The sequence below is a fragment of the Janthinobacterium sp. Ant5-2-1 genome (assembly GCF_001445815.1).
Taxonomy (GTDB): Bacteria; Pseudomonadota; Gammaproteobacteria; order Burkholderiales; family Burkholderiaceae_D; genus Janthinobacterium; species Janthinobacterium lividum_E.
Map to the genome: position 1 here is coordinate 1 of NZ_LNCE01000039.1, position 26,913 is coordinate 26,913.

A 26,913-nucleotide genomic window follows, 5' to 3' on the forward strand; every position below is an offset into this window, starting at 1 on the left:
GGGTACGTTCCGATATATTACTCACCCGTTCGCCACTCGCCACCAGAGCAAGCTCCGTGCTGCCGTTCGACTTGCATGTGTAAGGCATGCCGCCAGCGTTCAATCTGAGCCAGGATCAAACTCTTCAGTTTAATCTCTGTTACTTTGCCATTTTATTGGCACCGTCATTGCTGACGGGTCGCTCACTCAAAAAACTGACAGGCTACTTCCGAAGAAGTATCCTATTTCATTATTTCTTGTGAACATTTGATATTTTAAGTTAGACGCCAATCCGAAGATTGACGCTGCACTCACATCAAATGCCCACACTTATCGACTGTTAATTGTTAAAGAACTGTATTCGGTACTGCTTTCGCGCTATCGACAAAGCGTTGTGTTTGTCAGCTGCGAAGAAGGAAGAGTATGAAGCAATTTGCTACGTCCGTCAACTCCTTCTTTTTCTCTACTTTACTCAGCATTTGCATGCGTCGTTCAGCGAGGGGGCGAATTATAGCCCTGCCCAGCACTCCCCGCAAGCGCTATTTATCTCCCCTAACCGCCCAGCAAGCCTTGCCTTCACTTCAAGCGCCTTTTTGTGCAGCCTGTCGCAATCGGCTGGCATAGTTCGTGGTCTTTAGGCACAGTGGCAACATCAGACTCTGACGCTACGCAACCACGGGTTAAACTTGCCCGCTGCGTCGATTAACTCTTGTACTTGAAAGTGCCCTCATGCTTCCGATTTCCAGCCTGCCTGAATTGTTGAAAACCATCCTCGCTTGGTTGCAACGGGCATTCGACGCGACGACGACCTGGGTCACCCAACTATCCTGGTGGAAATTCTTCCTGTTCGCCGCGCTGGCCCTGATCGCCGGTTCCATTTTGCAAGATGAGCTGTTCTCGTCCGGCCCGGATGAAGAAGTAGTCATCAAGTCGCATAAACGCAGCAACAAGGGCTCGGGTGAAACCAATATCCTGATCGACGATACGGGCATCCATTTCAATCCCCGCAACGGCAAGAACCGGCGCAGCAGCGCGGCCGATGCAGCCAGCGATCCGGCCGATGCCGCCGAGGCGGACGCTCAAGCCAGTGCCGTACCTCCAGAGCCGCCTCAACCACCGGCCGCTCCCGCCAAGCCCAACTATCCAGTAACGACCAATGCCTCTGGCGAAGAAGTCCATATTGAATTGCCGCCGCAAATCGGCGAAGAGCTGTCGAACGCCATCGAAGAAGCCGTCGATGATGCGGCAGAACAAAAAGTGTCGCGCTATCACCAGCAAGCCTCGACCTGGTTCAAGAGCTTTGTGTCCTTGCTGGTATTGGCCCTGTTCGCCATGAAAGCGCTGGTCGGCGGCAAGAAACGCGCGGAAGCGGAAACCGTCACGGCGAATGAGGCGGCCGAGCGTGAATCCATGCAGCGCCAGCTCAGCGAAGCGAAGATGCAGATGATGCAGGCGCAAGTCGAGCCGCACTTCCTGTTCAATACGCTTGCCTCCGTCGAACACCTGATCCAGGTCGACCCGCCGCGCGCGGCCAAGATGCAGCGCAGCCTGATCCAGTATCTGCGCGCCGTGCTGCCGCAAATGCGCGACAACGCCCTGATTACCAACCTGGGCCGTGAGGCGGACATGGTGCAAGCGTACTTGAACCTGCTGAAAATGCGCATGGAAGAACGCCTGACCGTCGATTTCCAGATTCCCGACGGCCTGCGCAGCGCCGCCTTCCCGCCGATGATGCTGCAATCGATGGTGGAAAATGCCATCAAGCACGGTCTGGAAGTCAAACCGGAAGGCGGCACGTTGCGCATCGTGGCCGAAGTAGCGCACAGCAAGCTGCGCGTGACGGTCACCGATGACGGCCTGGGCTTTGGCGTGGTCCCCAGCGATGGCACGGGACTGGGCTTGCCCACCATCCGCGAGCGTTTGAAGCTGCTGCATGGCGACCAGGGCAGTCTGACCATTACGCCAAATCAACCGTCCGGCGTGTGCGCCGTGATCGAAGTGCCCTATCAATTGTCCAAATAAGACAGAGTAGTTGATAAAAACGCTAAATCATTGAATAATCAATCTTCGCCTGTTCACACTTGAGACCTATGCCTACCGCTATTATTGCCGACGACGAAAGACTGATGCGCGACCAGCTGCGCCTGCGCCTGGGCCAGGCCTGGCCCGAACTGGAAATCATCGGCGAAGCCAAGAATGGCGACGAAGCGATCGAACTGGTGGAACAACTCAAGCCCGACTTTGCCTTCCTCGATATCCGCATGCCGGGCAAGACGGGCATGGAAGCGGCGCAAGTAATCGGCAGCAAGACGCATATCGTCTTCGTCACGGCCTATGACAGCCACGCCGTCGAAGCCTTCGAACGGGGCGCCGTCGATTACGTGCTCAAGCCGCCCGAGCATGAACGCTTGCTGGTGACGGTGGAGCGCCTGAAAACGCACTTGAACAAGCCGGCCCTGGATGTCAACAGCAGCGTCACAGCCATGCTGTCGCAACTGGCGGAAAAAATCACGGCCAAGCCCACCTATTTGCAATGGATACAGGCCAGCATCGGCCAGGACTTGCGCATGATTCCCGTGGAAGAGATCCTGTTCTTCCGTTCTGACGAGAAATACACCTGCGTGCAGACAGCCAAGTATGAGGCGCTGATCCGCAAACCCGTGCGCGACCTGGCCGAAGAGCTCGATCCTTCGCTGTTCTGGCAAATCCACCGCGCCACCCTGGTCAACGTGAATGCCATCGAAGGCGTGACGCGCGACATCCGCGGCCGCCATCTGGTGCTCATCAAAGGCAAGTCCGACAAGCTCGAAGTGAGCCGCAGCTTCTTGCACCTGTTCAAGCAAATGTAAGTCTCTCGCCGCCGCCCGGCCCAGGCCGGCGCGGCGCACCACTCTCTTCTGCCCCCTTCCTGCGCCACATCAAGCCGCGCCGCGCCAACAGGCATACGCTATAGAAATTCCTGCCCGCCCCTGCCTTCGCCCACGTTCGCAAGGAGACCCCAATGCCCGACCGAGGCAGCCCCACACTGCTGCGCATCTTGCCGCTGGGTATGGCGGCGGCGCTTTTGCTGTACATGTTTCCTCCACTGAAAGCCCGCCGGCAACAGCAGGCGCGCGGCCAGGCCATCATCGACAGCGCCAGCGACGCCATCATCAGCATCGACAGCCGGCAAATCATCCTGCATGCGAACGCGGCTGCGGCCAGATTGTTCGACGACACGCCGGCCGGCATGCGCGGCATGCGCCTGGGCCACTACATCCTGCGCGACTTACGTACTCTCGGCAGCCTGGGCACGCACGATGGCGATCCGCCGTTTGACGACATCAGCCTGGAGCTGCGCCTGACGGGCCGGCGCGCCACCGACTACACCTTGACGGGAAGGCGCAGCGATGGCGCCATGTTTCCCCTGGAAGGCTCGCTCTCGGCCATGCAGGAAGATGGCCAGAGCGTGTTTACCATCATCGTGCGCGACATCAGCGCGCGCCAGCAGATGCATGAACAGCTGGCCCGCTCCTTTTCGCAATTGCGTGAATTATCAAGTGCGCTGCAAACCATCCGCGAAGAAGAGCGCAAGCATATCGCGCGTGAATTGCATGACGACCTGGGGCAATTGCTGGCCACCTTGCGCGTCGACCTGACCCTGGTGCGCCAGCACACGGACACCACCGCCTCCCTGCAAGCGTTGCTGCACAGCATGGACGGCTTGCTGGTGACGGCCATCACCTCGTTGCGGCGCATCGCCAGCAACCTGCGTCCGCGCGCGCTCGATGAAGGGGGATTATATTTTGCGCTACAAAAACTGCGTCACGACTTCCTGCTGCGCCGCGCCATCCATTTTGACTTGCTGGCCGACGAAGCCGACCTCGTGCTCGACGATGCGCGCAGCACAGCCATCTACCGCATCGTGCAGGAAGCGCTGACGAATATCGCGCGCCATGCCGAAGCGAGCCACATTACCATCGCCCTGCACCGGATCGACTCTTCCTTGGCAATCACCATCCAGGATGATGGCCGCGGCATTGCCGAGCACGACCTGGAAAAAGCCACGGCGCTTGGCTTGCTGGGCATGCGCGAACGGGTGTGGGGCTTGAATGGCAATATCCATATCGGTACCGATAGCGAGCTGGGCGGCACACGCATCGAAATCTCGCTGCCCATGCATGCCGAGGCGGCGGAAACGGCCACACAATAAAAAAGGCGCCCGCAGGCGCCTTTGCTTCGTCGCATCGAATGATGCTTAGAATTTGTGTGCCAGGCCAATCTGGTACGAAGTCAGCGACTTGACGCGCTCGCGGCCAGCGTAAGCGTACACGTCGGTGCGCTTCGACAGGTGGTAGTCATAACCAACGCCGAATTCCTTGATGGTGTCCTGATCCTTGAACTTGTTGTTGCTTTGTTCTTGCTTGCCATACGACACTTTGGCATCGCCGCCGCCAACCGTGTAGTTCAGGCCGATCAGGTAGGACTTGAATTCACCGGTCGTGGCAACCTTGGTGTCGCCTTTCGAGTAGGCGGCCGTGATCTTGGCTGGGCCGAATTTATAGCCGCCGCCGATGGACCACAGGTCAGGCTTGGCGGCCGTTGCCGTTGCTTGCACGGCTTTTTCGTAGCCAGCGTGCAAGCTGATCGGGCCGTTGTCGTAGGTTGCCAGGCCGATCACGCCCGCGTCAGCACTGTTGACTTCGCTCAGCACGTACTGCAGGCTGCCCACGAAACCTTCAAAGCTTGGGCTGTTGTAGGTGACGGCATTGTTGACGCGCGACGAGCCGACACCCGAACGCAGCAGGGTTTCATTGTTCTTGCCGACCACACCGTAGGTGTTGAATGGGTCGACACGGGCGATGGTGCCATCGACCAGGTTCTTGGTGCGGCCCAGGATGGCGGTACCGAAAGCGCCTTTCAAGCCTACATAAGCTTGACGGTCGAACAACACGCCTTTTTGCGCGCCGGTGTCAGCCAGGAATTCACTTTCCAGATTGAAAATTGCGGACAGGCCGCCACCCAGATCTTCCGTACCCTTGAAACCAAGGCGCGACGCATTGTTTTCGCGTTGTACCGTCGGCTGGCCAGTGGTCTTGGCAATACCGAGGTCAACCAGGCCATACACGGTGACGTTCGATTGTGCTTGTGCCGTAGCTGCTGCGAAGGTGCCGATGATCAATGCTGCCAGAGTAATTTTTTTCACTTGAGATTCTCTACATTAGGTTGGACAAGAGTGGTGCTGCTTAGCTGCTGAACCGAATCATGCCCATCAAATACTTCAACAATATGACATCGACAAGATGTTGCTTTTTGGCACAACGTCGTGTCAGATAAAAACAACAGGCGAAAAAAAACCGCCCGGAGGCGGTTCCTGCGGCAACAGCTTACTTCAGGCGGCAGCTCAGCAGCCAGTAGTATTCCAGCCGCTTCATGCGGATTTCGCGGGCCGAGTGGGCAAACTTCTTGCGCAGGTGACTATCCGATGGGAAATTCTTCAGCACTTCATAGCGCTCGCCCGCGTCCGTCGTGCGGAACTGGTGGGTATTGCCTTCCAGGTCGGTACGCGCGATCACGGTGCTGCTGCCATCGACATAGGAATTGTCGATCAGCACCAGCAGAATGTCCTTGCCCAGCTTGCTGCGCAATTGCTTCAGGTATTTGTCCTGGTCTTCGCGCTTGACGTGCGACCACCAGAAACCGGCGAACACGGCAGTGAACTTGCCCTGCAAGTCATCGGGCAAGTTAAAGGCGTCAAGCTTGGCGAACGTGACGTTGTCGGGCAAGCCGCGCGATTGGGACAGCGCCAGCATTTCATCGTTGATATCGGTGGCCAGTACGGACTCGGCCGACTCGGCGACCACTTCCGTCCAGTAGCCCGTGCCGCAAGCCAGCTCCAGCACGGTGTGGCCTTCCAGCACGTCGGCAATCTTGTCGCGCAACACTTCCAGGTCTTCCTGGCGTTCGGGCTTGTCATAGACGCGCTCGTACTGCTGCGCGATGGTGGCGTAATATTTGGCAAGCTGATCGGTAATCATTGTTTCTTCTCTTCTTAAATAATCTTGGCCAGGCAACCGCCCGGCCGGCTTCATGCATTGTTTATAGTTCGTAGTGCTCTTTATCACCGCTCATCGCCTGCTCGATGAGCTTGCGGTTCAGGGTCGGCGTCAGCAACTCGATAAAGGTATAGATATAGCTGCGCAAATACGCGCCCTGCTTGACGGCCACGCGCGACACATTCATGCCGAACAGATGGCCGACAGGGATGGCGCGCAAGCCTTTGTCGCGCTCGGCATCGAAGGCCATACCCGCTATGATACCAATCCCCATGCCCAACTCGACATAAGTCTTGATCACGTCCGCATCGATGGCTTCGAGCAAGATGTCCGGTTTCAGGCCGCGCAGCACGAAAGCGTGATCGATCTTGTTGCGTCCGGCGAACGCGCTGTCATAGGTAATCAGGGGGAAAGCGGCGATTTCTTCCAGGGTCACGGACTTCGATTTGAGCAGCGGATGGTCGACGGGCACCACTACCACGTGCTCCCATTGATAGCATGGCAAGGTGATCAAGCCATCGATGGCGGCAATCGACTCCGTGGCGATGGCCAGATCGGCCTGGTCGCGCTGCACCATCTCGGCGATCTGGCGTGGATTGCCTTGCAGTAAAGACAATCTTACTTTCGGGAACTTCAGCATGAAGGCTTGCACGACCTTGGGCAAAGTGTAGCGCGCCTGTGTATGCGTGGTGGCAATGGTAAAGCTGCCGCTGTCCTGCGCCGCGAATTCCTTGCCGATGCGCTTCATGCTGTCGATTTCCTGCATGATCAGCTCGACCGATTCCAGCACCAGGCGGCCCGGCTCCGTCAAACCGCGGATGCGCTTGCCATGGCGCGTGAAAATATCCACGCCCAGCTCTTCCTCCAGCTCGATGATGGCTTTCGATACGCCCGGTTGCGACGTGAACAAGGCCTTGGCGGCGTCCGTCAGGTTGTAATTCTGCCGGACCGCTTCGCGCACGAAGCGCAGTTGATGGAGATTCATTGCTGGTTTGCCCTAGATTGCCGTGATTTGCCGAGTTTCCACCCCACCCATGATTTTGCGTTCATGCATATACGCATATCGCATATAAGCAAATGCGTACTTAGTAGTTTGGAATAAACACTAAGTTTATTACTATTGCGGGTACTTTGGGGGTGCAAGCATGACTTTGTCTTATATAGTCTCAGGATTTGCCGTAGGATTACTCGTAGGAATGACCGGCGTGGGCGGTGGCTCGCTGATGACGCCGCTGTTAACCCTGCTGTTTGGTGTGCCGCCTTCCGTGGCCGTGGGCACCGACCTGGCGTTCGCCTCGATCACCAAGAGCGCCGGCACCTTGACGCACCGCCTGCGCGGCACCATCCGCTGGGATATCGTCAAGCGCCTGTGCATCGGCGCCCTGCCCGCCGCCGTCCTCGCGACCCTGGCGCTCAAATCGTTCGGCACCCTGTCGCCGGAAATCGGCCAGATCATCCGCTACTCGATCGCCGGCTCCGTGCTGCTGACCGTCGTGGCACTGATTTTCAAGGGCCGCATGCTGGCCTGGATCAATGCACACCCCGAGAAACAATTGCAAGGCAACAAGCTTGCCGCCGCGACCATCATTGCCGGCGCCGTGCTGGGCGTGCTGGTGACGGTCTCGTCCATCGGCGCCGGCGCCATCGGCGCGACCTTGCTGGTGATGCTGTATCCACGCATGAGCTCGGCCGAAGTGGCGGGCACCGATATCGCCTACGCCGTGCCCCTGACGGCCATCGCCGCCCTGGGCCACTGGTGGCTCGGCTCCATCCACTGGGAATTGCTGGCCTCCTTGCTGGTCGGCTCCCTGCCCGGCATCACGCTCGGTTCCTGGGTCGCCCGCTCCGTGCCGGAAAAGTTTTTACGCGTGTTGCTGGCGATGACCTTGACCGGCGTGGCAGTGAAGCTAATCTATTAATTACCGAACAAGTGACAAGAGCAGTATCAAGAACATAATCCCAGGCAATCTTCCAGCACCCCGGCTTTTTTAGGAATTGATATGTACCATTACGATCAGTACGACCACCTCATCATCAAAGAACGCATCGCCCAGTACCGAGACCAGGTTGCGCGCCGTATCGCCAATGAACTGACGGAAGAGGAATTCATTCCGCTGCGCCTGCAAAACGGCCTGTACATGCAACGCCACGCCTACATGCTGCGCATCGCCGTGCCGTACGGCTTGCTTTCGGCTAAGCAGATGCGCATGTTCGCGCACATCGCGCGCAAGTACGACCGCGGCTATGGCCACTTCACGACGCGCCAGAACATTCAGTTCAACTGGATCGAACTGGAGCAGACGCCCGATATCCTGACGGACCTGGCTTCCGTGGAAATGCACGCGATCCAGACGTCGGGCAACTGTATCCGTAATACAACATCGGACCCGTTCGCCGGCGTCGCGGCCGATGAAATCATCGATCCGCGCCCGTACGCGGAAGTATTGCGCCAGTGGAGCACCTTCCACCCCGAGTTCATCGCCCTGCCGCGTAAATTCAAGGTCGCCATCAATGGCGCCGAGGAAGACCGCGCCGCCATCGCCGTGCACGATATCGGCTTGACGGCCGTGCGCAACGAAGCTGGCGAAGTGGGCTTCAAGGTCATGGCCGGCGGCGGCATGGGCCGCACGCCTATCCTGGGTAGCGTCGTGCGCGACTTCCTGCCGTGGCAGCATTTGCTGACGTACATCCAGGCCATCATGCGTGTGTACAACTTGCACGGCCGTCGCGACAACAAATACAAGGCGCGCATCAAGATTTTGTTGAAAGCCATCGGCGTGGAAGAATTCACGCGCCAGGTGGAAGCAGAGTGGGTCGATCTGAAGGACGGTCCGGAAACCTTGACGGCCGAGGAAATGCAGCGCGTGGCGGACTTCTTCAATCCACCCGCCTACCTGGCCTTGCCGGAACTCGACTACAAGCTTGAACACGCGGACAACAAGGCCTATGTGAACTGGCTGGCGCGCAACGTCAAGCCGCACCAGCGCCCCGGCTACGTGGCCGTCGTGCTGTCCCTGAAGAAAACGGGCGTGCCGCCGGGCGACGCGACGGCCGAGCAGATCGACTTCGTGGCCGATCTGGCCGACCGCTACAGCTTTGGCGAACTGCGCGTGACGCACGAGCAAAACCTCGTGCTGGCTGACGTGGAACAATCGAAACTGTTCAAACTGTGGCAGGAAGCCAAGGCGCATGGCTTGGCCACGCCGAACATCGGTTTGCTGACCGACATGATCTGCTGCCCTGGTGGCGATTTCTGCTCGCTGGCCAACGCCAAGTCCTTGCCGATCGCGGCCGCCATTGCCGAACGTTTCGACAGCATCGACTTCCAGCACGACATCGGCGAGATCGAACTGAATATTTCCGGCTGCATCAATGCCTGCGGCCACCATCACGTGGGCAGCATCGGCATTCTCGGCGTCGACAAGGATGGCAGCGAATGGTATCAAGTGTCGATAGGCGGCGCGCAAGGCAATAACGCGGCCATCGGCAAGATCATCGGACCATCGTTCTCTTCCCTGCAGATGCCTGAAGTCATCGGCCGCCTGCTGCACGTCTACGTGCGCGACCGCCACGAGGGCGAGCGCTTCGTCGACACGGCCCAGCGCCTGGGCCTGGCGCCGTTCAAGGAACACGTATATGCAACGCCGATCACGGTCGGCAACCTGGTGGGAGAAGACGAATATGTTTGAAGTACGCGAAGAAATCATCAAGAACGCCGCCGTGGTGCCGAATACCTGGGGCTTGCTGCGCCTCGATGAAAACGACACGCCGGAAACGGTCGTCGTGCCTGCCGGCAAGGTCATCGTGCCCCTGCTCGTATGGCAAGCCCAGCGCGAGACCCTGGCCGCCCGCCTGCCCGACATCGGCGTGTGGCTGGCCAGCGACGAGCGCCCGGAAGAACTGGCGGCCGACGTGGCGCAACTGCCCGTCATCGGTGTGGACTTCCCGAAATTCACGGATGGCCGCGGCTATTCCATCGCCTTCAACCTGCGCGCCCGTCTCGGTTTCCAGGGTGAATTGCGGGCCATCGGCGACGTGCTGCGCGACCAGCTGTTTTCCATGCACCGGGTCGGCTTCGATGCGTATGCGACGCGCCCGGACCGCAGCATCCATGACGCCCTGAAAGGTTTATCTGTCTTTTCGGAAACCTACCAGGCCTCGTGGGATCAAAAGTCGCCGCTGTTCCGCCGCCACCAGCGCGAAGGCCAGAATCCTGACCTCGACAACGCGGCCGGCATCTGAGGACCAATCATGAGCGATTTGACTTCTTTGATTCACGCCACCGAGCAAACGCTGACACGCATCGCCGCGGATTTTTCGCCGGCCGTGTTCGCGTCCAGCCTGGCAGCCGAAGACATGGTGCTGACCGACATGATACTCAAGGCGAAGCTGCCCATCGGCATCTTTTCCCTGGAAACAGGCCGGCTGCACCAGGAAACCCTGGCCGTGCTCGACAAGGTCAAGACCCGTTACGACCACGACATCACCCTGTACCGTCCGCAGCCGGAAGCCGTCGCTGCCTACGTGGAACAGAACGGTCTGAACGCGTTCTACAATAGCGTCGAGATGCGCCGCGAGTGCTGCCGCATCCGCAAGGTCGAGCCGCTGGGCCGCGCCCTGGCCGGCAGCAAGGCCTGGGTCACGGGACAGCGCCGCGCACAGTCCACCACGCGCGCCGAATTGCACGTGCAGGAAGACGACGCGGCCCACGCCATGACGAAATTCAATCCTCTGGCAGACTGGTCGGAAGAAGACGTGTGGGCCTACATCCGCGCCAATGACGTGCCGTACAACGCGCTGCATGACCAGGGCTACCCGTCGATCGGCTGCGAACCGTGCACGCGGGCCGTGCAGCCAGGCGAAGATGTGCGCGCCGGACGCTGGTGGTGGGAAAACCCGGATTCGAAAGAATGCGGCCTGCACATGGTGGACGGCAAACTGATACGCATCAAATCCGTGGCAGCCTGAACAGACACAACAGACTCAGCAGAACAAGAAAGCACCCTATATGAGCAATATTTTGAACCAGCGTCACCTCGACAGCCTTGAATCGGAAGCCATCCACATCATGCGCGAAGTGGCGGCCGAATCGGCCAACCCTGCGCTGCTGTTTTCCGGCGGCAAGGATTCCGTCGTCCTGCTGCGCCTGGCCGAAAAAGCCTTCCGCCCAGGCAAGTTCCCGTTTCCCCTCGTGCATATCGACACGGGCCACAACTTCCCGGAAGTCATCACTTTCCGTGACAAGAAAGTGGCGGAACTGGGCGAGCGCCTGATCATCGGCTCAGTGGAAGACTCGATCAAGCGCGGCACCGTGCGCCTGCGCAACCCGGCCACGGATTCGCGCAATGCGGCCCAAGCCGTGACCTTGCTGGAAACCATCGCCGAATACAAATTTGACGCCTGCATCGGCGGCGCCCGCCGCGATGAAGAAAAAGCCCGCGCCAAGGAACGCATCTTTTCGTTCCGCGACGAATTTGGCGCCTGGGACCCGAAAGCCCAGCGTCCGGAATTGTGGGACCTGTATAACACCCGCGTCCATCCCGGTGAAAACATGCGTGTCTTCCCCATCTCGAACTGGACGGAACTGGACGTGTGGCAATACATCGCCCGCGAGCAACTGGAATTGCCGCCGATCTACTTCGCGCACGAGCGCCAGGTGATCCCGCGCAACGGCTTGCTGGTACCGCTGACGGATCTGACGCCGCCGCGCGAAGGCGAAACGGTGGAAACGCAAGTCGTGCGCTTCCGCACGGTGGGCGATATCTCGTGCACCTGCCCCGTGTCGTCCGATGCGGCGACGGTGGACGCCATCATCGCCGAGACGGCAATCACGCAAATCACGGAACGTGGCGCCACCCGCATGGATGACCAGACTTCCGAAGCCTCGATGGAAAAACGCAAGAAAGCAGGGTATTTCTAATGAACGCAGCAATCCAGAACACCAACCTCACCGACAGCCTGGAGCGCGGCATGCTGCGCTTCATCACGGCCGGTTCCGTCGATGACGGCAAGAGCACGCTGATCGGCCGTTTGCTGTTCGACAGCAAGGGCATCTTCGCCGACCAGCTCGACGCCATGTCGCGCTCCAAGCACAAGCGCACGGTGGGCGACACGGTCGACCTGTCCCTGCTGACGGACGGCCTGGAAGCGGAACGCGAGCAAGGCATCACCATCGACGTGGCTTACCGTTACTTTGCCACGCCAAAACGCAAATTCATCATCGCCGACACGCCGGGCCACGAGCAATACACGCGCAACATGGTGACGGGCGCCTCCACCGCCGACGCCGTCATCATCCTGATCGACGTGTCGAAAGTCAAACTGGGCGACGACGGCAGCGTGGAATTGCTGATCCAGACCAAGCGCCATTCGACGATTGCCCATTTGCTGCAGATCGAACACGTGGTCGTGGCTGTCAACAAGATGGACCTCGTCGACTACGATGAAACGGTGTACAACCGTATCGTGGCCGCCTACCGCGAATTCGCCCAGTCGCTGGGCTTGAAGGACATCACGCCGATCCCGCTGTCGGCACTCACCGGCGACAACGTCGTCGAACGTGGCGACAAGCTGGGCTGGTACACGGGCCCGACCTTGATCGAACTGCTCGAATCGCTGTCCGTCTACGACGAATCGCACGACACGCCATTCCGCTTCCCGGTGCAACTGGTGGCGCGCCACAACGGTCATGAAGCGAACGACTTCCGCGGCTACATGGGCCGCATCGAAGCGGGCAAGGTCAGCATCGGCGACACCCTCGTGGTGCAGCCATCGGGCCAGACGGCAACCGTCAAGGATATCGTCACCCTGGACGGCTCGCTGAGCACCGCCGTGGTGGGCCAGTCCGTCACCCTGCTGCTCAATGAATACCTCGACATTTCGCGCGGCGACTTGCTGGCCAGCAGCGAGCGCCCCGCCACCCTGCTGAAAACAGTGGTGGCCGACGTGTGCTGGCTGTCGGAAGACGCGCTGGATCTGCGCCGCAAGTACTGGATCAAGCACGGCACCAAGCAGACGGCGGCCAAGGTGACGGCGATCGAATCGATCCTCGACATCAATACGCAGCAGCGCCATCCGGCCGAAGGCTTGAAGCTGAACGACATCGCCCGCATCAGCCTGAACGTGCAGCAGGCGCTGGCGGCCGACGCCTATGCCGATATCCGCGCCACCGGTGCCTTCATCCTGATCGATGAAGTCACCCACCAGACGGTCGCGGCCGGCATGGTTCGGCTCTAACCCCGTATCGTCCAGGAAAGGCAGCCACATGAACAGCTCCCCATCTCTCCCCGGCAAGGTCTACCTGATCGGCGCCGGACCCGGCGCGCAAGACCTGATGACCTTGCGCGGCGCGCGCCTGCTGGCGCAAGCGGACGTCGTGCTGCACGACGCGCTGGTCACCGAAGAGATGCTGGAGCTGTGCCCGCAAGCGCAAAAGATCCTGGTCGGCAAGCGCTGCGGCCAGTTGTCGACGGCGCAGGCGTTCATCAACAAGCAACTGGTCGACAACGCGCGCAAGCACGCCGTCGTCGTGCGCCTGAAAGGGGGCGACCCCATGCTGTTCGGCCGCGCCGACGAGGAATTGCGCGCGCTGGAAGAAGCGGGCATCACCGTCGAAGTGGTGCCCGGCATTACCACGGCCCTGGCGGCGGCGGCCGCCACACAGCAGCCGCTGACCAAACGGGGCGTGTCGCGCAGCGTGGCCTTTTTCACGTCCAGCACGGCGCCGGGCGAACCGGACCAGACACGCATCCCCGACTGCGACACCCTGGTGCAATACATGGGGGGCCGCGAAGCAATCGCCACGGCACAGCGCCTGCTGACCCAGGGCCGCCGTGCCGACACGCCGGTGGTGGTGATTGAAAACTGCAGCCGCCCGGACCAGCGCATCGTGCGCCTGACGCTGAGCGCCCTGGCGCACGGCCTGGGCGACACCCATGGCCCCGTGCTGGTGATGCTGGGCGATGCCATGGCCACGCGCACGCACCAGTCCATCGAAGAAACGGCCGCCATTCTGGCGCGCCATGCTTGAATAAACACACCGTACTTTACCGACTTTAAAGTCAGTAACCGACGTCTTCCGGGGAAACATGATACGATGCTCACGCATCTTTTCTCGAGAAGTTGTTGCGTGTTAGCAATAAATTCACGCTACGCCCCGCCATAGCGCTTGCCTTGCGGTCTCCCGGTTGACGGAGGCCGCTCCGGCAATCTCCCCGAAAAAAGCTGCGCCCGCAGGCTGCAATACCGCGCCGCGCAACTTTAGCCTTACGACCACACATGAATTTCACCTCCATGCGCGAAGCCCTGACTTCGCTCAGCCGCAGCAATGTCGGCGTCGCCAGCGCTGTGCTGCTCAGCATGCTCGCCTCCATCGCCCTGTGGACGGTGTTCCCGAATATCGACGACGAAAACCATTTGCTGGAATGGCTGCAAGCGTTGTTCCTGGCCCTGGCCTGCACCGTGCACGGCGTGCGCGCCTGGCAAGAGACCGACCGCCAGTCCTTGCGCTTCCTCATGCATGCGGGCCTGTGCGCGCTGCTGTTCGGCTTCCTGCTGCGCGAACTCGATATCGACCAGTTCGGCACGGCGCCCGCCTGGGCCCAGCTGGAAAAAGCCCTGCGCGTGGTGGAGTTGCTGATCCTGATACGCATACTGATCTTTTTCGCGCCGCGCGCGCGCAAGGTGTTTGCCCATGCCGGCCTGATTTTCAGCATGCGCATCACCATCCTGACGGCCATCGGCGGCTTGCTGATGGTTGCCGGCTGGCCCTTCGACAAGAAGGTCTTCCATGGCATGCCGGACGCCTACGCGCTGCTCGGCGAGGAAGTCTTCGAACTGGGCGCCTATCTGCTGCTGTTCCTCGCTTCGCTGTCCGACAGCACGGCCGCAGCCCGCATCAGCCTGGCGCCGAAGAAAAAAACGGCTTAAGCACTTTCAAATGAGGATGGCAGCGGCAGCAGCCGTTGCAAGGTAGCGGCCACGCGCAGCAGGCGCGGGTCGTCGTCCTCCGCCTCGTCGCAGGTATCGTTGATGCAGAAAAACGGCAAGCTGCCGAAACGCGCCGCCAGCTCCTCAAGCTGCTGCGGCGCCGCCACATCGCCGCTGGCGATATGCAGCGGATCGAGCATGCGCGACCTTGCGAATCCCTGATGCACCATCCAGCGCGGCACCAGGTCGGGCAGCAATGCCGGCACCTGCCACGAGCGGAACACCGTCGCGCGCACGCCGGCAAACATGGCCGGCGCCAGCCCTTCCAGTGCATGCAGCGCGCTTTTCAGCATGGGCCGCGGCGCATGCGCATACAGGCGCGGTTCATGCAGGTATTCCGCGTACTGCGCCGACAGCCATTGCCGCGACAAGGTCGCGCAGTTGACTGGCGCGGCCACGTCGGCGCGCAAGTCCTGCAGATCATCGTGCAGGTCATCCTGCAGCTCGCTCTCCGTGAACACACTCAAACGCCGGTCCCCTTCCTCGCCAAACCAGAATGCGGGTTCGAACGGCGCGCCGAAAAACACGTCGTCGTTCAGATACAGGAAGCGTTCGGACAGGCCCGGAATATGGTGCAGATACGATTCGATATGGCCGGAGTCGAACACGGGCAGCGATGCATCGGGCATCAGGCTCGCATGGTCGATCACCGTCAGGCGCGGCGAGGCGCGCAGCCAGGCCGGCACTTGCCGGTCCGTCAGCAGGTAGATATGGCCGTGGCCAGGGAAGAAGCGCTCGAGCGCGCGCAGGTTGTAGCGCAGTTCGCCGTTGTCGCGGTAGCGCCCCGCCACGTTGCCGTGCAGGGCCAGCTGGCCGGGATGCGCCTGCGCCCAGACGGCATAGGCTTGCTGCCGGCGCGCGCGCCAGGCGGGATCGGCGCCGTCTACCCACAGGTAGACGATGTCGATGCCGCTCAAGGGATAGGGCTGGAGCGTGGCGCCGCCACGCAGTAATCGGCGATGGCGGCGAGCACGCTGGCGTTCTCGCCGACCGCCTCGACCACCTTCAGGCGCAGTGCCGGATGCTGCTGGCGCAGTTCTTCCAGCAGCAGCGGCAAGTCGCGCAGCACATGTCCGCCCTGCCCCAGGAACACGGGCACCACGGTGACGTCCAGGATGGCGCCGGCGGGCAGCTCGGCCAGCAGGGTCGCCACCAGTTCGGGCAGGCGCGGCGTCATCAGCTCGAGGAAAGCCAGGTGCACGCCGGTACCGGGCATGCGCGCCTGGGTCAGGTCGCGCAGGCGCTCGAACGGCGCGGCCCATGATGCGGCGCGCGCGCCATGGGCAAACAAGATCAGTGCCGGTTTCACGTTCGTCTCCATCAGTGCCGCTCCACCCACCACAGGGCGCCCAGCGCCAGCAGCAGATACAGGGCGCTCGGCGCCACCGCCGTCAGGAAGGCCGGCCAGGTGCTGAGCAAGCCAAGATGCGAGAACAGGGTGTTGACCAGCATGAAGCTCACGCCGATCATGATGCCGATGAAGATCTTCAGGCTGATGCCGCCGCTGCGCGTATGCATGTAGGCGAACGGCAGCGCCAGCGCCATCAGCACGAAAATGGCCAGCGGATCGATCAGCTTTTTCCAGAAGGCGATGCGGAAACGCTCCGTTTCCTGCTTGTTCTCGGCCAGGTGGCGCGTGTACACGGCCAGTTCGCTGGCCGACATGCGTTCGGGATCGGAGGCCGACACCGTCAGGATCTTCGGCGTCACTTCCGACGTCATGTCCTTGCTGGCGCTTTGCACCGTGCGCACCAGGCTCGTTTCCTGTCCAAAGTAGTTCGCCAGCTTCGGCTCGAAGCCGGGCGAGGTGGCCGCGCTGTTCGAGAACGAGGTTTCCGTCACATCGGTCAGGCGCCAGATATTATTGCCCTGATATGTCGCGCCCTTGGCCGCGGTCAGGGTGCGCAAGCGCATGTCGGTGTCGAACTCATACAGCTTGACGTTTTTCAGCTGGCCATCCGGACGCGCTTCGCCCACATTGAAAAAGCGCGAGCCGGTGACGGTGCCCGTCAAGCCGTCGCTCTTGACCATGTCCTTGGTCCACAGGCCCGAGCGAAACTCGCTCGACACGGCCGCGCCGCGCGAAGTCAGCTTGAGGCGTTCGGCCAGCGGCTCCGTGCGCGGCGTGATCAGTTCACCGAAGATGAAGGTGATGACGACGAAGACGATACCGATGCGGAACAGGAAACCGGCCGCCATCGCCGTCGACATGCTCGATGCGCGCATGATGGTAAATTCGGAACTGGCGGCAAACTGCGCCATCGTGTAGATGGTGCCGATCAGCGCCGCGATCGGCATCACCTCGTACACGTGCCCCGGCACCAGCACCAACACGTACAAGAAGGCATACTGGATGGTGTAGCCGTTGCGGCCCACCTTGGGCAGTTCGCCCGTCAGGTCAATGAAGGCTTGCAGTGCCAAAAAGGCGAGCAGCACGAACAGCACCGCCTGGAATATCGAGACCGCAAAATAGCGCTGTAAAATCTTCATTTCGGTGCCGCTTTACTTGTATTGCCGGCGCGACGCGCGCGCTTGAACGCCGCCAGCAGGACCAGCGGATGATGGCGGTGGTTCACATTCAGGCGCCACGCAAACAGCACCACCACGGCCAGCGCCGCCAGCAGGTGCAGCGGCCACCAGGCCAGGCCAAAGGTCATGCGGCCCTGTTTCACGCTCGCTTCGATAACCTTGATCAGGTTGCTGTACGTAAAGAAAATCAGCAGCGCGATAATCAGATTGGTCGAACTGCCTGCGCGCGGGTTGACAAAGCCCAGCGGAATGGCCAGCAAAATCAGCATCAGTCCGATCAGGGGCGCGCTGACCCGCCACAGCAATTCGGCCATGGTGTACGGATTCGGTTCGGCGATGAGCGCCATGGTGCTCATCGCGCGCACGCCCAGTTCCGCGCCCAGTTCCTGCTGCTTGCTCTCGATGCGCATGATGTACTGTTCGAATTCCATGGTCTGGAAGTCCGCCTGCGTCGGCACGCCCTGGTAGCGGCGGCCGCTCTTGAGCACCAGGAAGCGTTCGCCCTTGGCGTCGGTATTGATCACGCCTTCCCTGGCGACAACGACGACGGCGCTGCCTTTTTCATCGACGGTATTGACGAAGACGTTCTGCACCACGTTCTTTTCGCCGCTGACGCCCTCGACGAAGAAGATGCGGTTGCTGCCGGCCGATTCGCGGAACTGGCCTGGCGTGACTTTCTGCAGGTCTTCGCGCTTTTCAAAGCGCGCCACATATTCATCGCTTTTCTTTTGCGCCCACGGCGTGGCGTACAGGCTCAGAACGCCGGTGGCCAGCACCAGCGGCAGACCGAAGCTGAGCACGGGCCAGATCCAGCGCGACAGGCTCAGGCCAGAAGCGAACCACACCACCATCTCCGATTCCTTGTAGCTGCGGGTGACGACCATCAGCACCGAAATGAATCCGGTGAGGATGATGATGGTGGGCAGCTGCATCAGGGCGGAAAAAACCATCAGGGACATGACGTCGGCCGACGCGATCTTGCCGCCCGCCGCCTTGCCGAGAATACCGATCAGCATCCAGGTGAGCAGGATGCTGAACAAAACTGTGAAGGTGGCCCCGGCGGCACTAGCCAATTCACGTCGAAGGGCGCGTTGAAAGATCATTCGGAGTTTATAATTCGGGTCAGTTAGTTGAGTAACACGTTACTAGTAAATGAAAACGGAGAACCAAATGGACTTTAGCATAAAAGCATTCGATACCAAGAGCACCCTCGGCACGGCCAAAAGCGGATGCATCGCGGTTGCGGTATTCGAAAACAAAAAACTGTCGCCAGCGGCAAAATCGCTGGACAGCAAGGGTGCGATTTCGGCTGCGCTGAAGTCCGGCGACATCAGCGGCAAGCCTGGCAGCACCTTGCTGCTGCGCGCGGTCGATGGCGTCGCCGCCGAACGTGTTCTGCTGGTAGGCATGGGCAGCGATGACACTGTCAGCGAAAAAAGCTTCGCAACCGGCGTACAAGCCGCACTGAAGGCCTTCGGCTCGCTGGGCGCTGCGGACGCCATTATCGCATTACCGCTGGCTGAAGTGAAAGAGCGCGACGTAAATTGGGCAATCCGTTGCGTGGTGCAAGCCGCCCACGACAGCGAATACCGCAGCGACTCGCAAAAAAGCAAAAAGGATCCGGCGCCAGCAGGCGTGCGCAAGATCGTCCTGGCAGCGCCAGCGACAAGCGCCACGCGCGGCGCGCTGGCCCAAGCCATCGCCATCGCCAACGGCTCCGACCTGACGCGCAACCTGGGCGATCTGCCCGCGAACGTCGCCAACCCGACCTATCTGGCCAACACGGCCAAGCAGCTGGCCAAGGATTACAAGTTCGAAGTCGAAGTACTGGACCGCAAACAACTCGAAGCGCTGAAGATGGGCAGCTTCCTGTCCGTCACCAACGGCAGCGAGCAACCGCCGAAATTCATCGTCCTGAAGCACATGGGCGGCAAGGCCAAGGATGCGCCGGTCGTCCTGGTCGGCAAGGGCATCACCTTCGACACGGGCGGCATTTCGATCAAGGCCGGTCCTGGCATGGATGAAATGAAGTACGACATGTGCGGCGCCGCCTCGGTGCTGGGCACCTTCCGCGCCATCGGCGAAATGAACCTGAAGCTGAACGTCATCGGCGTCATCGCCGCGTGCGAAAACATGCCGTCGGGCCGCGCCACCAAGCCGGGCGACATCGTCACCTCCATGAACGGCCTGACCATCGAAGTGCTGAACACGGACGCCGAAGGCCGCCTGGTGCTGTGCGACGCGCTGACCTACGCCGAACGCTTCAAGCCGGCAGCCGTGGTCGATATCGCCACCCTGACGGGCGCTTGCGTCGTCGCCCTGGGCCACCACAACAGCGGCCTGTTTACGCGCAGCGATGCGGCGCATGACCAGCTGGCCAATGAATTGCTGGCAGCGGGCAAGCAGTCGAGCGACACGGCATGGCGCATGCCGATCGAAGAGGCGTACAACGAGCAGTTGAAATCGAACTTCGCCGACCTGGCCAACATCGGCACGCCAGGCGGCGGCGCGGTGACGGCAGCGGCCTTCCTGGAAAACTTCACCAAGAAGTACACCTGGGCGCATCTGGACATCGCCGGCACGGCATGGAAATCGGGCGGCGCAAAAGGCGCAACCGGCCGTCCAGTGCCACTCTTGACCACGTTCCTGATCAACCGCGTGTAAGTTGACGCCTGCCGGTGGCGCTGCGCCACCGGCAGCGCGAGGCACAAAAAAGCCGCCACGGTCACTGACCTGGCGGCTTTTTCATGTGTGGCGTATTAATCAGTAGACGACGGGATTGGGCAAGGGCGATGGCGCCACCTTGGGCTGCACCACCGTTTCCGGCACGGCCGGGGCTGGCGGTTTCACGGCGACGGGCGCGGGCGGCGGCGCCAGGCGCGCGGGGTCCTGCATGACGATGGTCAGGATCGACGGGTAGTCGAAGCCGGCGCCCGTGTTGCGATCGACGAAATAACCGACGCCCAGGGTCAGGATGACATTGCCCCAGACGCTGCCATTGAGCTTGGGGTCGATGTGGTCGTCCGTCGCGATGGCCGGTGAACCATGCTTGCGGCAGTCGACCCTCAACGGTTCCTGGCTCTTGCGGATGGTGATGCGTCCGGGCGTGGTGACGAACCACTTGCCCACGTCGTTGCTGAGGATGCAGCCGGCGCCCGTCAGCTCGCGGTTGTCCTGGATGGTTTGCACCAGCACCATCTGCTCGGTGTTGCCCGTCAGGGTGGCGCAGCCGCCCAGGCCAAACAGCAGCAGCGTCCTGGCGGCAAGGGCTGCAGACGATGGCATGCGCATGGGATGCTCGCTTAACGGACGGGAATCGGCTGGTCGCCGGGCACGGCGACGGCGGTGACGCTGTTTTTCGGACTGCCGTCGATCAGGCGGTCGGAATACACGAGGTAGACGAGCGCATTGCGCTTGCTGTCGACCATGCGCACGACGCGCACGTGCTTGAAGAAGATCGAGGCACGCTCGGTGAACACTTCTTCCTGGCGCGGCAGCTTGCCCTTGAATTGCAGCGGCCCCACCTGGCGGCAGGCCACGGCCGCATCGGCCTTGTCTTCGGCCAGGCCGACGGCGCCCTTGATGCCGCCCGTCTTGGCGCGCGACAGATAGCAGCTCACGCCAGCGACGCGGGGATCGTCATACGCTTCGACGACGATCTTGTGGTCAGGGCCGATCAATTTGAACACCGTGTCGACGGAGCCGATGGTTTCGGCATGCGCCGCGGCGCAGGCAAAACCCAGCACCAAAGCGGCAGGCAGCAATTTACGCATGAAGAAAATCCCGGGCACGCACGCAGGCGGCCATCAGTTGATGGGAGCGAAACGCTGGACCATGACGCCTTCGACTTCGATCAGTTGAAAAAACACGTCTTTCGGCCGGGTCCAGATGGAACCGTCCTCGGCGCGATAGACGATCATCGGCGTCAGATCCGCTTCCAGCGTGGCTTCGCACACCAGTTCGTAAATGCCGCCCTTGTAGTGCCGATAACGCATCGCCGTCTCCTCAAGCCGTTGAATCTTCGCTCTTGTCGTCGGCCAGCGCCTTCTGCTTCTGCTTCAGGCCCTGGATCACTTTCAGTATGCCTTCCATGCCGGCCGCGCCATCGGCGCCGCTGAAGGCGTCGAGCACTTCATTGAGCACCTTGTTGCGCACGGTCGCTTCATCGGAGGACATTTCCAGCGCGCGCTGGGCTTTCGCCGCCTTTTCGGCCGCGCTCACGCGCGGCTTGGCAGCCGTCTTGCCATGCGTCAGAGCAGCCTGCCAGATAACCCAGCGGCGCTGGGTCTCGAAAATCAGGTACTCATCCGGTTTATCTTCTCTTCGCCGCACAATGTGGCCGTCACGCTGCGCCCACGCTTCAAATGCAGTTCGCATTTTCTTCCTTTGCAAATGCTACGCGCAAGTCTCACTATTAAAACTGCAACATTTCAAAATAGTACCATCTATTGATGTCGCAAAACAGTCTCATAGATACAGTACTGCAATTTATATAACAAGTCTGGCGGCGCCAGAGACGGAATTGACGCTCCGCCCCCGGCACAGTGGTCATGTAATCGGAATAGCAATTACAACTAATTACAACTGCTTCCTGTTCGGTTCCTAACTTGGCTGTAACAAAGCTGTATGACACAGTTGTTACATTGTGCCATTTTAGTAGTTTTTATCGCGTTTTAGCGAGAAACTTTACACCTTTGTCGCGTCAAACGGCAAGACGCAGCCCGCCACGCCAGCCACTTATGCCAAATCAAACATAGGGGTTGATCAATGATACACAAAAACATAATATTCATGCGCCACGATTGGTTAAATACAAATACTTTATTGGCACCCCTTTTTCGCTGCCAGTCAATAAAGCCATGCCCGGCAAGCGGGGCCGGACGCCATCGGCACGCATGCGGTAAGATTCGCGCCTATCGCCACCTATTCAAGCAAGGATTTTTCCCATGAAACTCGCCACCTGGAATGTCAACTCGCTCAAAGTGCGCCTGCCGCAAGTGCTGCAGTGGCTGACCGACAACCCGGTCGACATACTGTGCTTGCAAGAAACCAAGCTCACGGATGACAAGTTCCCCGTCGCCGAGATCGAGGCGGCCGGCTACCAGGTAGTCTTCAGCGGCCAGAAGACGTACAACGGCGTGGCCATCCTGTCGAAGCTGCCGATCACCGACGTGGTCAAGAACAATCCCCGCTATGAAGATGCGCAGCAACGCATCCTGGCCGCAACCATCGGCGGCGTGCGCGTCGTCTGCGCCTATGTGCCGAACGGCCAGAGCGTCGACTCGGACAAATACGAATACAAGCTGGGCTGGCTGTCCGCCCTGCACGACTGGCTGGCCGAAGAAGCGCTGCAGCATCCGCAGCTGGCCGTCGTCGGCGACTACAATATCGCCCCCGACGACCGCGACGTGCACGATCCTGTCGCCTGGGCCGGCCAGGTGCTGGTTTCGGACAAGGAACGCGCCGCCTTGCAGCGCCTGTTCGACATCGGCCTGACGGACGCCTTCCGCCTGTTCGAACAGGCGGACAAATCGTTCAGCTGGTGGGATTACCGTCAGTTGGGCTTCCGCCTGAACAAGGGCCTGCGCATCGATCACATCCTGCTCTCGCCCGCCCTGGCCGGCCGCTGCAAGGCCTGCGTGATCGACCGCGTGCCCCGCAAGTGGGAACAGCCGTCCGACCATGCACCGGTGGTCGCAACGATCGACTAAGCAGGCAAGCGTTCCAGCAGCGATTGCGCATTGGCGGCGGGTACGGGCGCGGAAAACAGATAGCCCTGCGCATAGCGGCAGCCGTTCGCCTGCAACAGGGCGAACTGTTCTTCCGTTTCCACGCCTTCGGCCACGGCCGACAATTGCAGGCTGTCGGCCAGCGCGATGATGGCCGCCACGATGGCGCGGTCTTCCGCGCTGTGCTCGAGGTCCTTGATGAAGGCGCGGTCGATCTTGACCTTCTTCACGGGGAAGCGCTTCAGGTAGGCCAGGCTGGAATAGCCGGTGCCGAAATCGTCGATCGACAGGCGCAGGCCCATGCCATTGATCTGCCGCAGAATCTCCAGCGTATGCTCGCCGTGCTGCATCAGCGCCGTCTCGGTGATCTCGAATTCCAGCAGCGCCGGATCGATGCCCGTTTCCCGCACCACGGTGCCGATGGCCGCCACCAGGCCCTTGTGCATGAACTGGCGCGGCGACAGGTTCACCGCCAGCGGCACGGGCTGCAAGCCCTGGCGCCGCCAGGCCATGCTTTGCTCGCAGGCCTGGCGCATCACCCACTCGCCCACCGGCACTATCAAGCCGTTTTCCTCCATGATGGGAATGAAGCGGTCCGGCAGCACCAGGCCTTGGCCGGGACGGCGCCAGCGCAGCAGCACTTCCATGCCGTGCAGGCGGCGCGTGGCGATATCGATAATCGGCTGGTAAACCAGTTCGAACTGCTGCAGCGCCAGCGCCGTGCGCAAGCTGCTTTCCAGATCAAAATGCAGGGCCGCCGCCTGGTTCATCGTCTGCGTGAAGAACTGGTAGTTGTTGCGGCCATTGCCCTTGGCGTGGTACATGGCCGCATCCGCATGGCGCATCAGGGCGTCGACGTCGCCGCCATCGTCCGGGTACACGCAGATGCCGATCGATGGCGTCACGTGCAGCACATGGCCGTCGAGCGGAAAGGCGGGCGTGAGCGCCTCGATGATCTTCTCTGCCACGCGCGCCGCTTCGTCGCCGCCGCGGATGCCCGGCACCAGCACGACGAATTCGTCGCCGCCCAGGCGCGCCACCGTATCGCTGGCGCGCACGGCGCCGCACAGCCGGGCGGCCACTTCCTTGAGCAGAAAATCGCCCGTCATGTGGCCCAGCGAATCGTTGATCGTCTTGAAGCGATCGAGATCGATGAACATCACGGCCAGCTTGCGCCCGGAACGCTGCGACGCCAGCATGGCCCGTTCCAGCCGGTCCGACAGCAGCGCGCGGTTCGGCAAGCCCGTCAGGTTGTCGTGATAGGCCATGTGGTGCACGCGCGCCTCGGCCTGGCGCCGCTCGGCGATCTCGCCCTGCAGCAGCAGGTTGGCGCCGGCCAGTTCGGCCGTGCGCTCCTGCACGCGCAATTCCAGTTCGTCGCGCGCGCGGCGCACCGCCTCGGCCGCCTCGCGGCGCGCCGTCACATCGTCGACCAGCCACACGGAGCGGCCATGCGCATGCGCCAGGTCGAACGGCCGGCCGGACAGGCGCGCCCAGAAGCGGCTGCCATCCTTGCGCACCAGCTGGTATTCCGACATGTGCACGCGCCCCGCCTCGAAATCGCGCGCCGTCTCGCCGCGCGCCATCTTCCACGCGGCCACGTCCGGATACAGGGCCTGCACGGACAGGCCGTTGATCTCGCCCGGGCCATAGCCGAACAGTTCTTCCATCTTGCTGTTGGCGCGCAAATTATGGCCGCCCTCTATCACCGAGATGCCCAGCACGGCGCTGTCGAGGATGGCCTGGTTTTCCAGCAGCGCATTGCGCAGGGATTCTTCGGCGCGCTTGGCTTCCGTGCGGTCCTCGATAATCCAGATGGTGCCGGCGGCCGGGTCGTCCGGATTGACGACATAGGCGATCAGCTGCGCCCACAAGGTCGTGCCGTCGCGGCGCATCATCTCCACTTCCGTCTGGAACGGCTTGGCCACCGACAGGAAGGGGAAGGCCGCCGCGCCCAGTAAATCGTAGGACTGCTGCGACACGTACAGCGCGCGCCCGGGCAAGCCCAGCGCCTCGTCGCCGCTGTAGCCGAACATGGCGGCAAAGCCCAGGTTGTAGCGCGTGATCTGGCGGTTCTTGGTGTACAGGATGCTGACAGAGGCATTCGTCATGATGGCCGCCACCTCCATCTGCGCCTGGCGGCTGGCCGTAATGTCTTCAAGGATCCAGATGGCGCCTTGCTCGCTGTGCGTCTGGTCGACAGCCTTGGCGCGGATGCGGCACCAGAACAGGCTGCCGTCGCGGCGGCGGAACAGCGACTCGTCCTGCTCGTACGGCAAGCCCTGCCCCAGCAGCGGCGTGGCTTGCACGCCAAATTGCTCGTAGGCGGCGGGCGAGGGAAACAGCTCGGCGGCGGGCAAGCCCTTCATCTCTTCCTGCGCATAGCCGAACATTTCGGCGAAGCGGGGATTGCAGCGCAGGATCAGGCGCGAACGGGAAAACAGGATGCCGACGGAGGCATTGTCGAGAATGGCCTGCTGCTCGAGCATCAGCTGGCGCGTCGCCTCCTCGGCCGCCTTCTGCGCGCTGCGGTCGTCAAACAGCCAGATCGTGTCGCGCAGCGCGCGGTCGGACTGGCTCTCGGGATTGAGCACATAGCCATACGCCAGGGCCCAGAACGTGGAGCCGTCGCGGCGGCGCATCTCCATCTCGCCCTGGAACGGCAGGCCGCGCCGCAGCAGGGGCGCGGCTTGCCGCACGACGTTCTCGTACGCCGCGCGCGACGGGTACAGGTCGGCGACGGCCAGGCCCACGCCGCTGTCTCCATCGAAGCCGAAGCATTCGGCGAAGCGCCGGTTGTAGCGCAGCACGCCCTTGTCGCGCTGGAAGCCGATGGCCAGCGGCGCATTGTCCATCACGGCCTGCATTTCCAGCATGGCGCGGCGCAGCTGGTCTTCATCGCGCCGGTGGTCGCTGATATCTTCGATGATCCAGACCGTGCCGTCATGCGTATTGAGGGGATCGACGGCGCGCCCGTGCAAACGGCTCCAGAACAAAGTGCCGTCCTGGCGCCGCAATTCCAGCTCCGTGCGGTATGGCTTGCCCTTCGAGAGCAGCGGCGCCGCTTCCAGTCCCAGGGCGCGGCAATGCTCGGCGGAGCGGTACAACACTGCGCCCGGCATGCCCGTCAGCTGGTGGCGCGCATAGCCGAGCATCTCGGCGGCGCGGATATTGCACTCCTCGATGAAGCCCCCCTTGGAAAAGATGATGCCGACAGCCGCGCTTTCCAGGATGGCCTGCTGCTCCAGCATGGTCTTGCGCAAGGCTTGCTGGTCGCGCTGCTGCACGCGGATGTCGGCAAACACGAGGGTCGCACCCGGCAAGCCGTCGTCCACCAGCAGCGGCCTCGACCAGACCTGCACGGCGATCGCGCCCGATACCCCTTGCAGGCTGCTATCCCACTGCCGCTCGCGCCCGGCCGCACCAAGCGCGCCGCGCAGCATGCTCGTGCTCGACGCGCGGTAGGCGTCCGTAAAACAGTCGGCCAGCAGCCGGCCCGCGATATCCGTGCCCAGCAAGGCGTGCAAGGCGCCATTCGCCGCCACCACCATGCCGCAGGCATCGCAGGCGCAGGCCGGCAAGGCGATCAGCTGCAAGGCATCGGCGATGAAATCGGGACTGGTCGGTACGCGGTTCATGGACACCATGGGACG

Annotated in this window: 25 protein-coding genes and 1 rRNA gene; 13 read left to right on the plus strand and 13 right to left on the minus strand. The window is 61.4% G+C overall.

The annotated features are described in order from the left end of the window. A 16S ribosomal RNA gene (locus ASN89_RS13630) occupies positions 1-131 on the minus strand; the annotation flags it as partial. A 577-nt stretch (positions 132-708) separates the two neighbouring features. Here ASN89_RS13630 and ASN89_RS13635 point away from each other — a divergent pair. The 3 genes from ASN89_RS13635 (at position 709) to ASN89_RS13645 (ending at position 4,171) form a co-directional block, all read left to right on the plus strand. Then, positions 709-2,001, plus strand: coding sequence for a sensor histidine kinase (locus ASN89_RS13635; protein WP_046682559.1), 1,293 nt, complete (start codon positions 709-711; stop codon positions 1,999-2,001). A gap of 68 nt (positions 2,002-2,069) precedes the next feature. Continuing rightward, positions 2,070-2,828, plus strand: a complete 759-nt coding sequence (locus ASN89_RS13640; RefSeq protein WP_034751497.1) for a LytR/AlgR family response regulator transcription factor — start codon at positions 2,070-2,072, stop codon at positions 2,826-2,828. 152 nt (positions 2,829-2,980) lie between these two features. After that, positions 2,981-4,171 carry a PAS domain-containing sensor histidine kinase gene (locus ASN89_RS13645; protein WP_058049634.1) on the plus strand — a complete coding sequence of 397 codons (1,191 nt, stop codon included), beginning with the start codon at positions 2,981-2,983 and terminating at the stop codon, positions 4,169-4,171. A gap of 45 nt (positions 4,172-4,216) precedes the next feature. Here the strand turns inward: ASN89_RS13645 and ASN89_RS13650 are convergent, their stop codons facing one another. The 3 genes from ASN89_RS13650 to ASN89_RS13660 form a co-directional block, all read right to left on the minus strand. Next, positions 4,217-5,164 carry a porin gene (locus ASN89_RS13650; protein WP_046682561.1) on the minus strand — a complete coding sequence of 316 codons (948 nt, stop codon included), beginning with the start codon at positions 5,162-5,164 and terminating at the stop codon, positions 4,217-4,219. A gap of 181 nt (positions 5,165-5,345) precedes the next feature. Continuing rightward, positions 5,346-5,996 carry a class I SAM-dependent methyltransferase gene (locus ASN89_RS13655; RefSeq protein WP_058049635.1) on the minus strand — a complete coding sequence of 217 codons (651 nt, stop codon included), beginning with the start codon at positions 5,994-5,996 and terminating at the stop codon, positions 5,346-5,348. A 61-nt stretch (positions 5,997-6,057) separates the two neighbouring features. Next, the gene (locus tag ASN89_RS13660) at positions 6,058-6,999 is read right to left on the minus strand and encodes a CysB family HTH-type transcriptional regulator (protein WP_034751505.1); all 942 of its coding nucleotides are present in this window, start codon (positions 6,997-6,999) and stop codon (positions 6,058-6,060) included. 160 nt (positions 7,000-7,159) lie between these two features. Here ASN89_RS13660 and ASN89_RS13665 point away from each other — a divergent pair, with 160 nt between their 5' ends. From ASN89_RS13665 to ASN89_RS13700, 8 genes are all read left to right on the plus strand, one after another. Next, positions 7,160-7,933: a sulfite exporter TauE/SafE family protein gene (locus ASN89_RS13665; RefSeq protein WP_058049636.1), complete on the plus strand. Its 774-nt coding sequence runs from the start codon at positions 7,160-7,162 to the stop codon at positions 7,931-7,933. Positions 7,934-8,014: 81 nt separating this feature from the next. Further along, entirely contained in the window at positions 8,015-9,703 is a 1,689-nt protein-coding gene (locus tag ASN89_RS13670; protein WP_058049637.1) for a nitrite/sulfite reductase, read from the plus strand. After that, the gene (locus ASN89_RS13675) at positions 9,696-10,256 is read left to right on the plus strand and encodes a DUF934 domain-containing protein (RefSeq protein ID WP_034782220.1); all 561 of its coding nucleotides are present in this window, start codon (positions 9,696-9,698) and stop codon (positions 10,254-10,256) included. Before ASN89_RS13670 ends, ASN89_RS13675 begins: the two co-directional genes overlap by 8 nt. 9 nt (positions 10,257-10,265) lie before the next feature. Next, on the plus strand, positions 10,266-10,982 hold the full coding sequence (locus tag ASN89_RS13680; protein ID WP_058049638.1) for a phosphoadenylyl-sulfate reductase: 717 nt from the start codon (positions 10,266-10,268) through the stop codon (positions 10,980-10,982). 40 nt (positions 10,983-11,022) lie between these two features. Beyond that, complete coding sequence (gene cysD, locus ASN89_RS13685; RefSeq protein ID WP_058049639.1) at positions 11,023-11,934, plus strand: sulfate adenylyltransferase subunit CysD; 912 nt, start codon at positions 11,023-11,025, stop codon at positions 11,932-11,934. Continuing rightward, the gene (locus ASN89_RS13690) at positions 11,934-13,250 is read left to right on the plus strand and encodes a sulfate adenylyltransferase subunit 1 (RefSeq protein ID WP_046682567.1); all 1,317 of its coding nucleotides are present in this window, start codon (positions 11,934-11,936) and stop codon (positions 13,248-13,250) included. Before cysD ends, ASN89_RS13690 begins: the two co-directional genes overlap by 1 nt. A gap of 28 nt (positions 13,251-13,278) precedes the next feature. Further along, complete coding sequence (gene cobA, locus ASN89_RS13695; RefSeq protein WP_058049640.1) at positions 13,279-14,043, plus strand: uroporphyrinogen-III C-methyltransferase; 765 nt, start codon at positions 13,279-13,281, stop codon at positions 14,041-14,043. A gap of 248 nt (positions 14,044-14,291) precedes the next feature. Then, a complete protein-coding gene (locus ASN89_RS13700; protein WP_058049641.1) occupies positions 14,292-14,942 on the plus strand; it encodes a hypothetical protein in 651 nt (216 codons plus the stop codon). On the opposite strand, the gene ASN89_RS13705 is transcribed toward ASN89_RS13700, so the two are convergent. Genes ASN89_RS13705 through lptF form a run of 4 tightly spaced genes read right to left on the minus strand, consistent with a single transcriptional unit; the run spans position 14,939 to position 18,634 of the window. Then, positions 14,939-15,919: a Stealth CR1 domain-containing protein gene (locus tag ASN89_RS13705; RefSeq protein WP_152988562.1), complete on the minus strand. Its 981-nt coding sequence runs from the start codon at positions 15,917-15,919 to the stop codon at positions 14,939-14,941. The two genes, ASN89_RS13700 and ASN89_RS13705, sit on opposite strands and share 4 nt — an antisense overlap. Beyond that, entirely contained in the window at positions 15,916-16,323 is a 408-nt protein-coding gene (locus ASN89_RS13710; protein WP_058049642.1) for a sirohydrochlorin chelatase, read from the minus strand. Before ASN89_RS13710 ends, ASN89_RS13705 begins: the two co-directional genes overlap by 4 nt. Continuing rightward, positions 16,323-17,492, minus strand: coding sequence for an LPS export ABC transporter permease LptG (gene lptG / locus ASN89_RS13715; protein ID WP_058049643.1), 1,170 nt, complete (start codon positions 17,490-17,492; stop codon positions 16,323-16,325). The genes ASN89_RS13710 and lptG overlap by 1 nt, the downstream gene beginning before the upstream one ends. Then, a complete protein-coding gene (lptF, locus tag ASN89_RS13720; protein WP_058049644.1) occupies positions 17,489-18,634 on the minus strand; it encodes an LPS export ABC transporter permease LptF in 1,146 nt (381 codons plus the stop codon). The genes lptG and lptF overlap by 4 nt, the downstream gene beginning before the upstream one ends. A gap of 67 nt (positions 18,635-18,701) precedes the next feature. Between lptF and ASN89_RS13725 the strand changes: the two genes are divergently transcribed. Then, positions 18,702-20,195 (plus strand): leucyl aminopeptidase, encoded by a 1,494-nt coding sequence (locus ASN89_RS13725; RefSeq protein ID WP_046682572.1) that lies wholly within the window; start codon positions 18,702-18,704, stop codon positions 20,193-20,195. Between the two features lie 99 nt (positions 20,196-20,294). On the opposite strand, the gene ASN89_RS13730 is transcribed toward ASN89_RS13725, so the two are convergent. Genes ASN89_RS13730 through ASN89_RS13745 form a run of 4 tightly spaced genes read right to left on the minus strand, consistent with a single transcriptional unit; the run spans position 20,295 to position 21,908 of the window. Continuing rightward, positions 20,295-20,816 (minus strand): hypothetical protein, encoded by a 522-nt coding sequence (locus tag ASN89_RS13730; RefSeq protein WP_200969037.1) that lies wholly within the window; start codon positions 20,814-20,816, stop codon positions 20,295-20,297. Between the two features lie 17 nt (positions 20,817-20,833). Further along, a complete protein-coding gene (locus ASN89_RS13735) occupies positions 20,834-21,304 on the minus strand; it encodes a CreA family protein (protein ID WP_058049645.1) in 471 nt (156 codons plus the stop codon). Between the two features lie 33 nt (positions 21,305-21,337). Next, a complete protein-coding gene (locus ASN89_RS13740; RefSeq protein ID WP_034751545.1) occupies positions 21,338-21,526 on the minus strand; it encodes a DUF1653 domain-containing protein in 189 nt (62 codons plus the stop codon). Between the two features lie 10 nt (positions 21,527-21,536). Then, entirely contained in the window at positions 21,537-21,908 is a 372-nt protein-coding gene (locus ASN89_RS13745) for a hypothetical protein (RefSeq protein ID WP_034751548.1), read from the minus strand. 569 nt (positions 21,909-22,477) lie between these two features. On the opposite strand from ASN89_RS13745, the gene xth reads away from it, so the two are divergent. After that, positions 22,478-23,242 (plus strand): exodeoxyribonuclease III, encoded by a 765-nt coding sequence (xth, locus tag ASN89_RS13750; RefSeq protein WP_034751561.1) that lies wholly within the window; start codon positions 22,478-22,480, stop codon positions 23,240-23,242. Here xth and ASN89_RS13755 read toward each other — a convergent pair. Next, the gene (locus tag ASN89_RS13755) at positions 23,239-26,898 is read right to left on the minus strand and encodes a bifunctional diguanylate cyclase/phosphodiesterase (protein ID WP_058049649.1); all 3,660 of its coding nucleotides are present in this window, start codon (positions 26,896-26,898) and stop codon (positions 23,239-23,241) included. The two genes, xth and ASN89_RS13755, sit on opposite strands and share 4 nt — an antisense overlap. Positions 26,899-26,913: the final 15 nt, after the last annotated feature.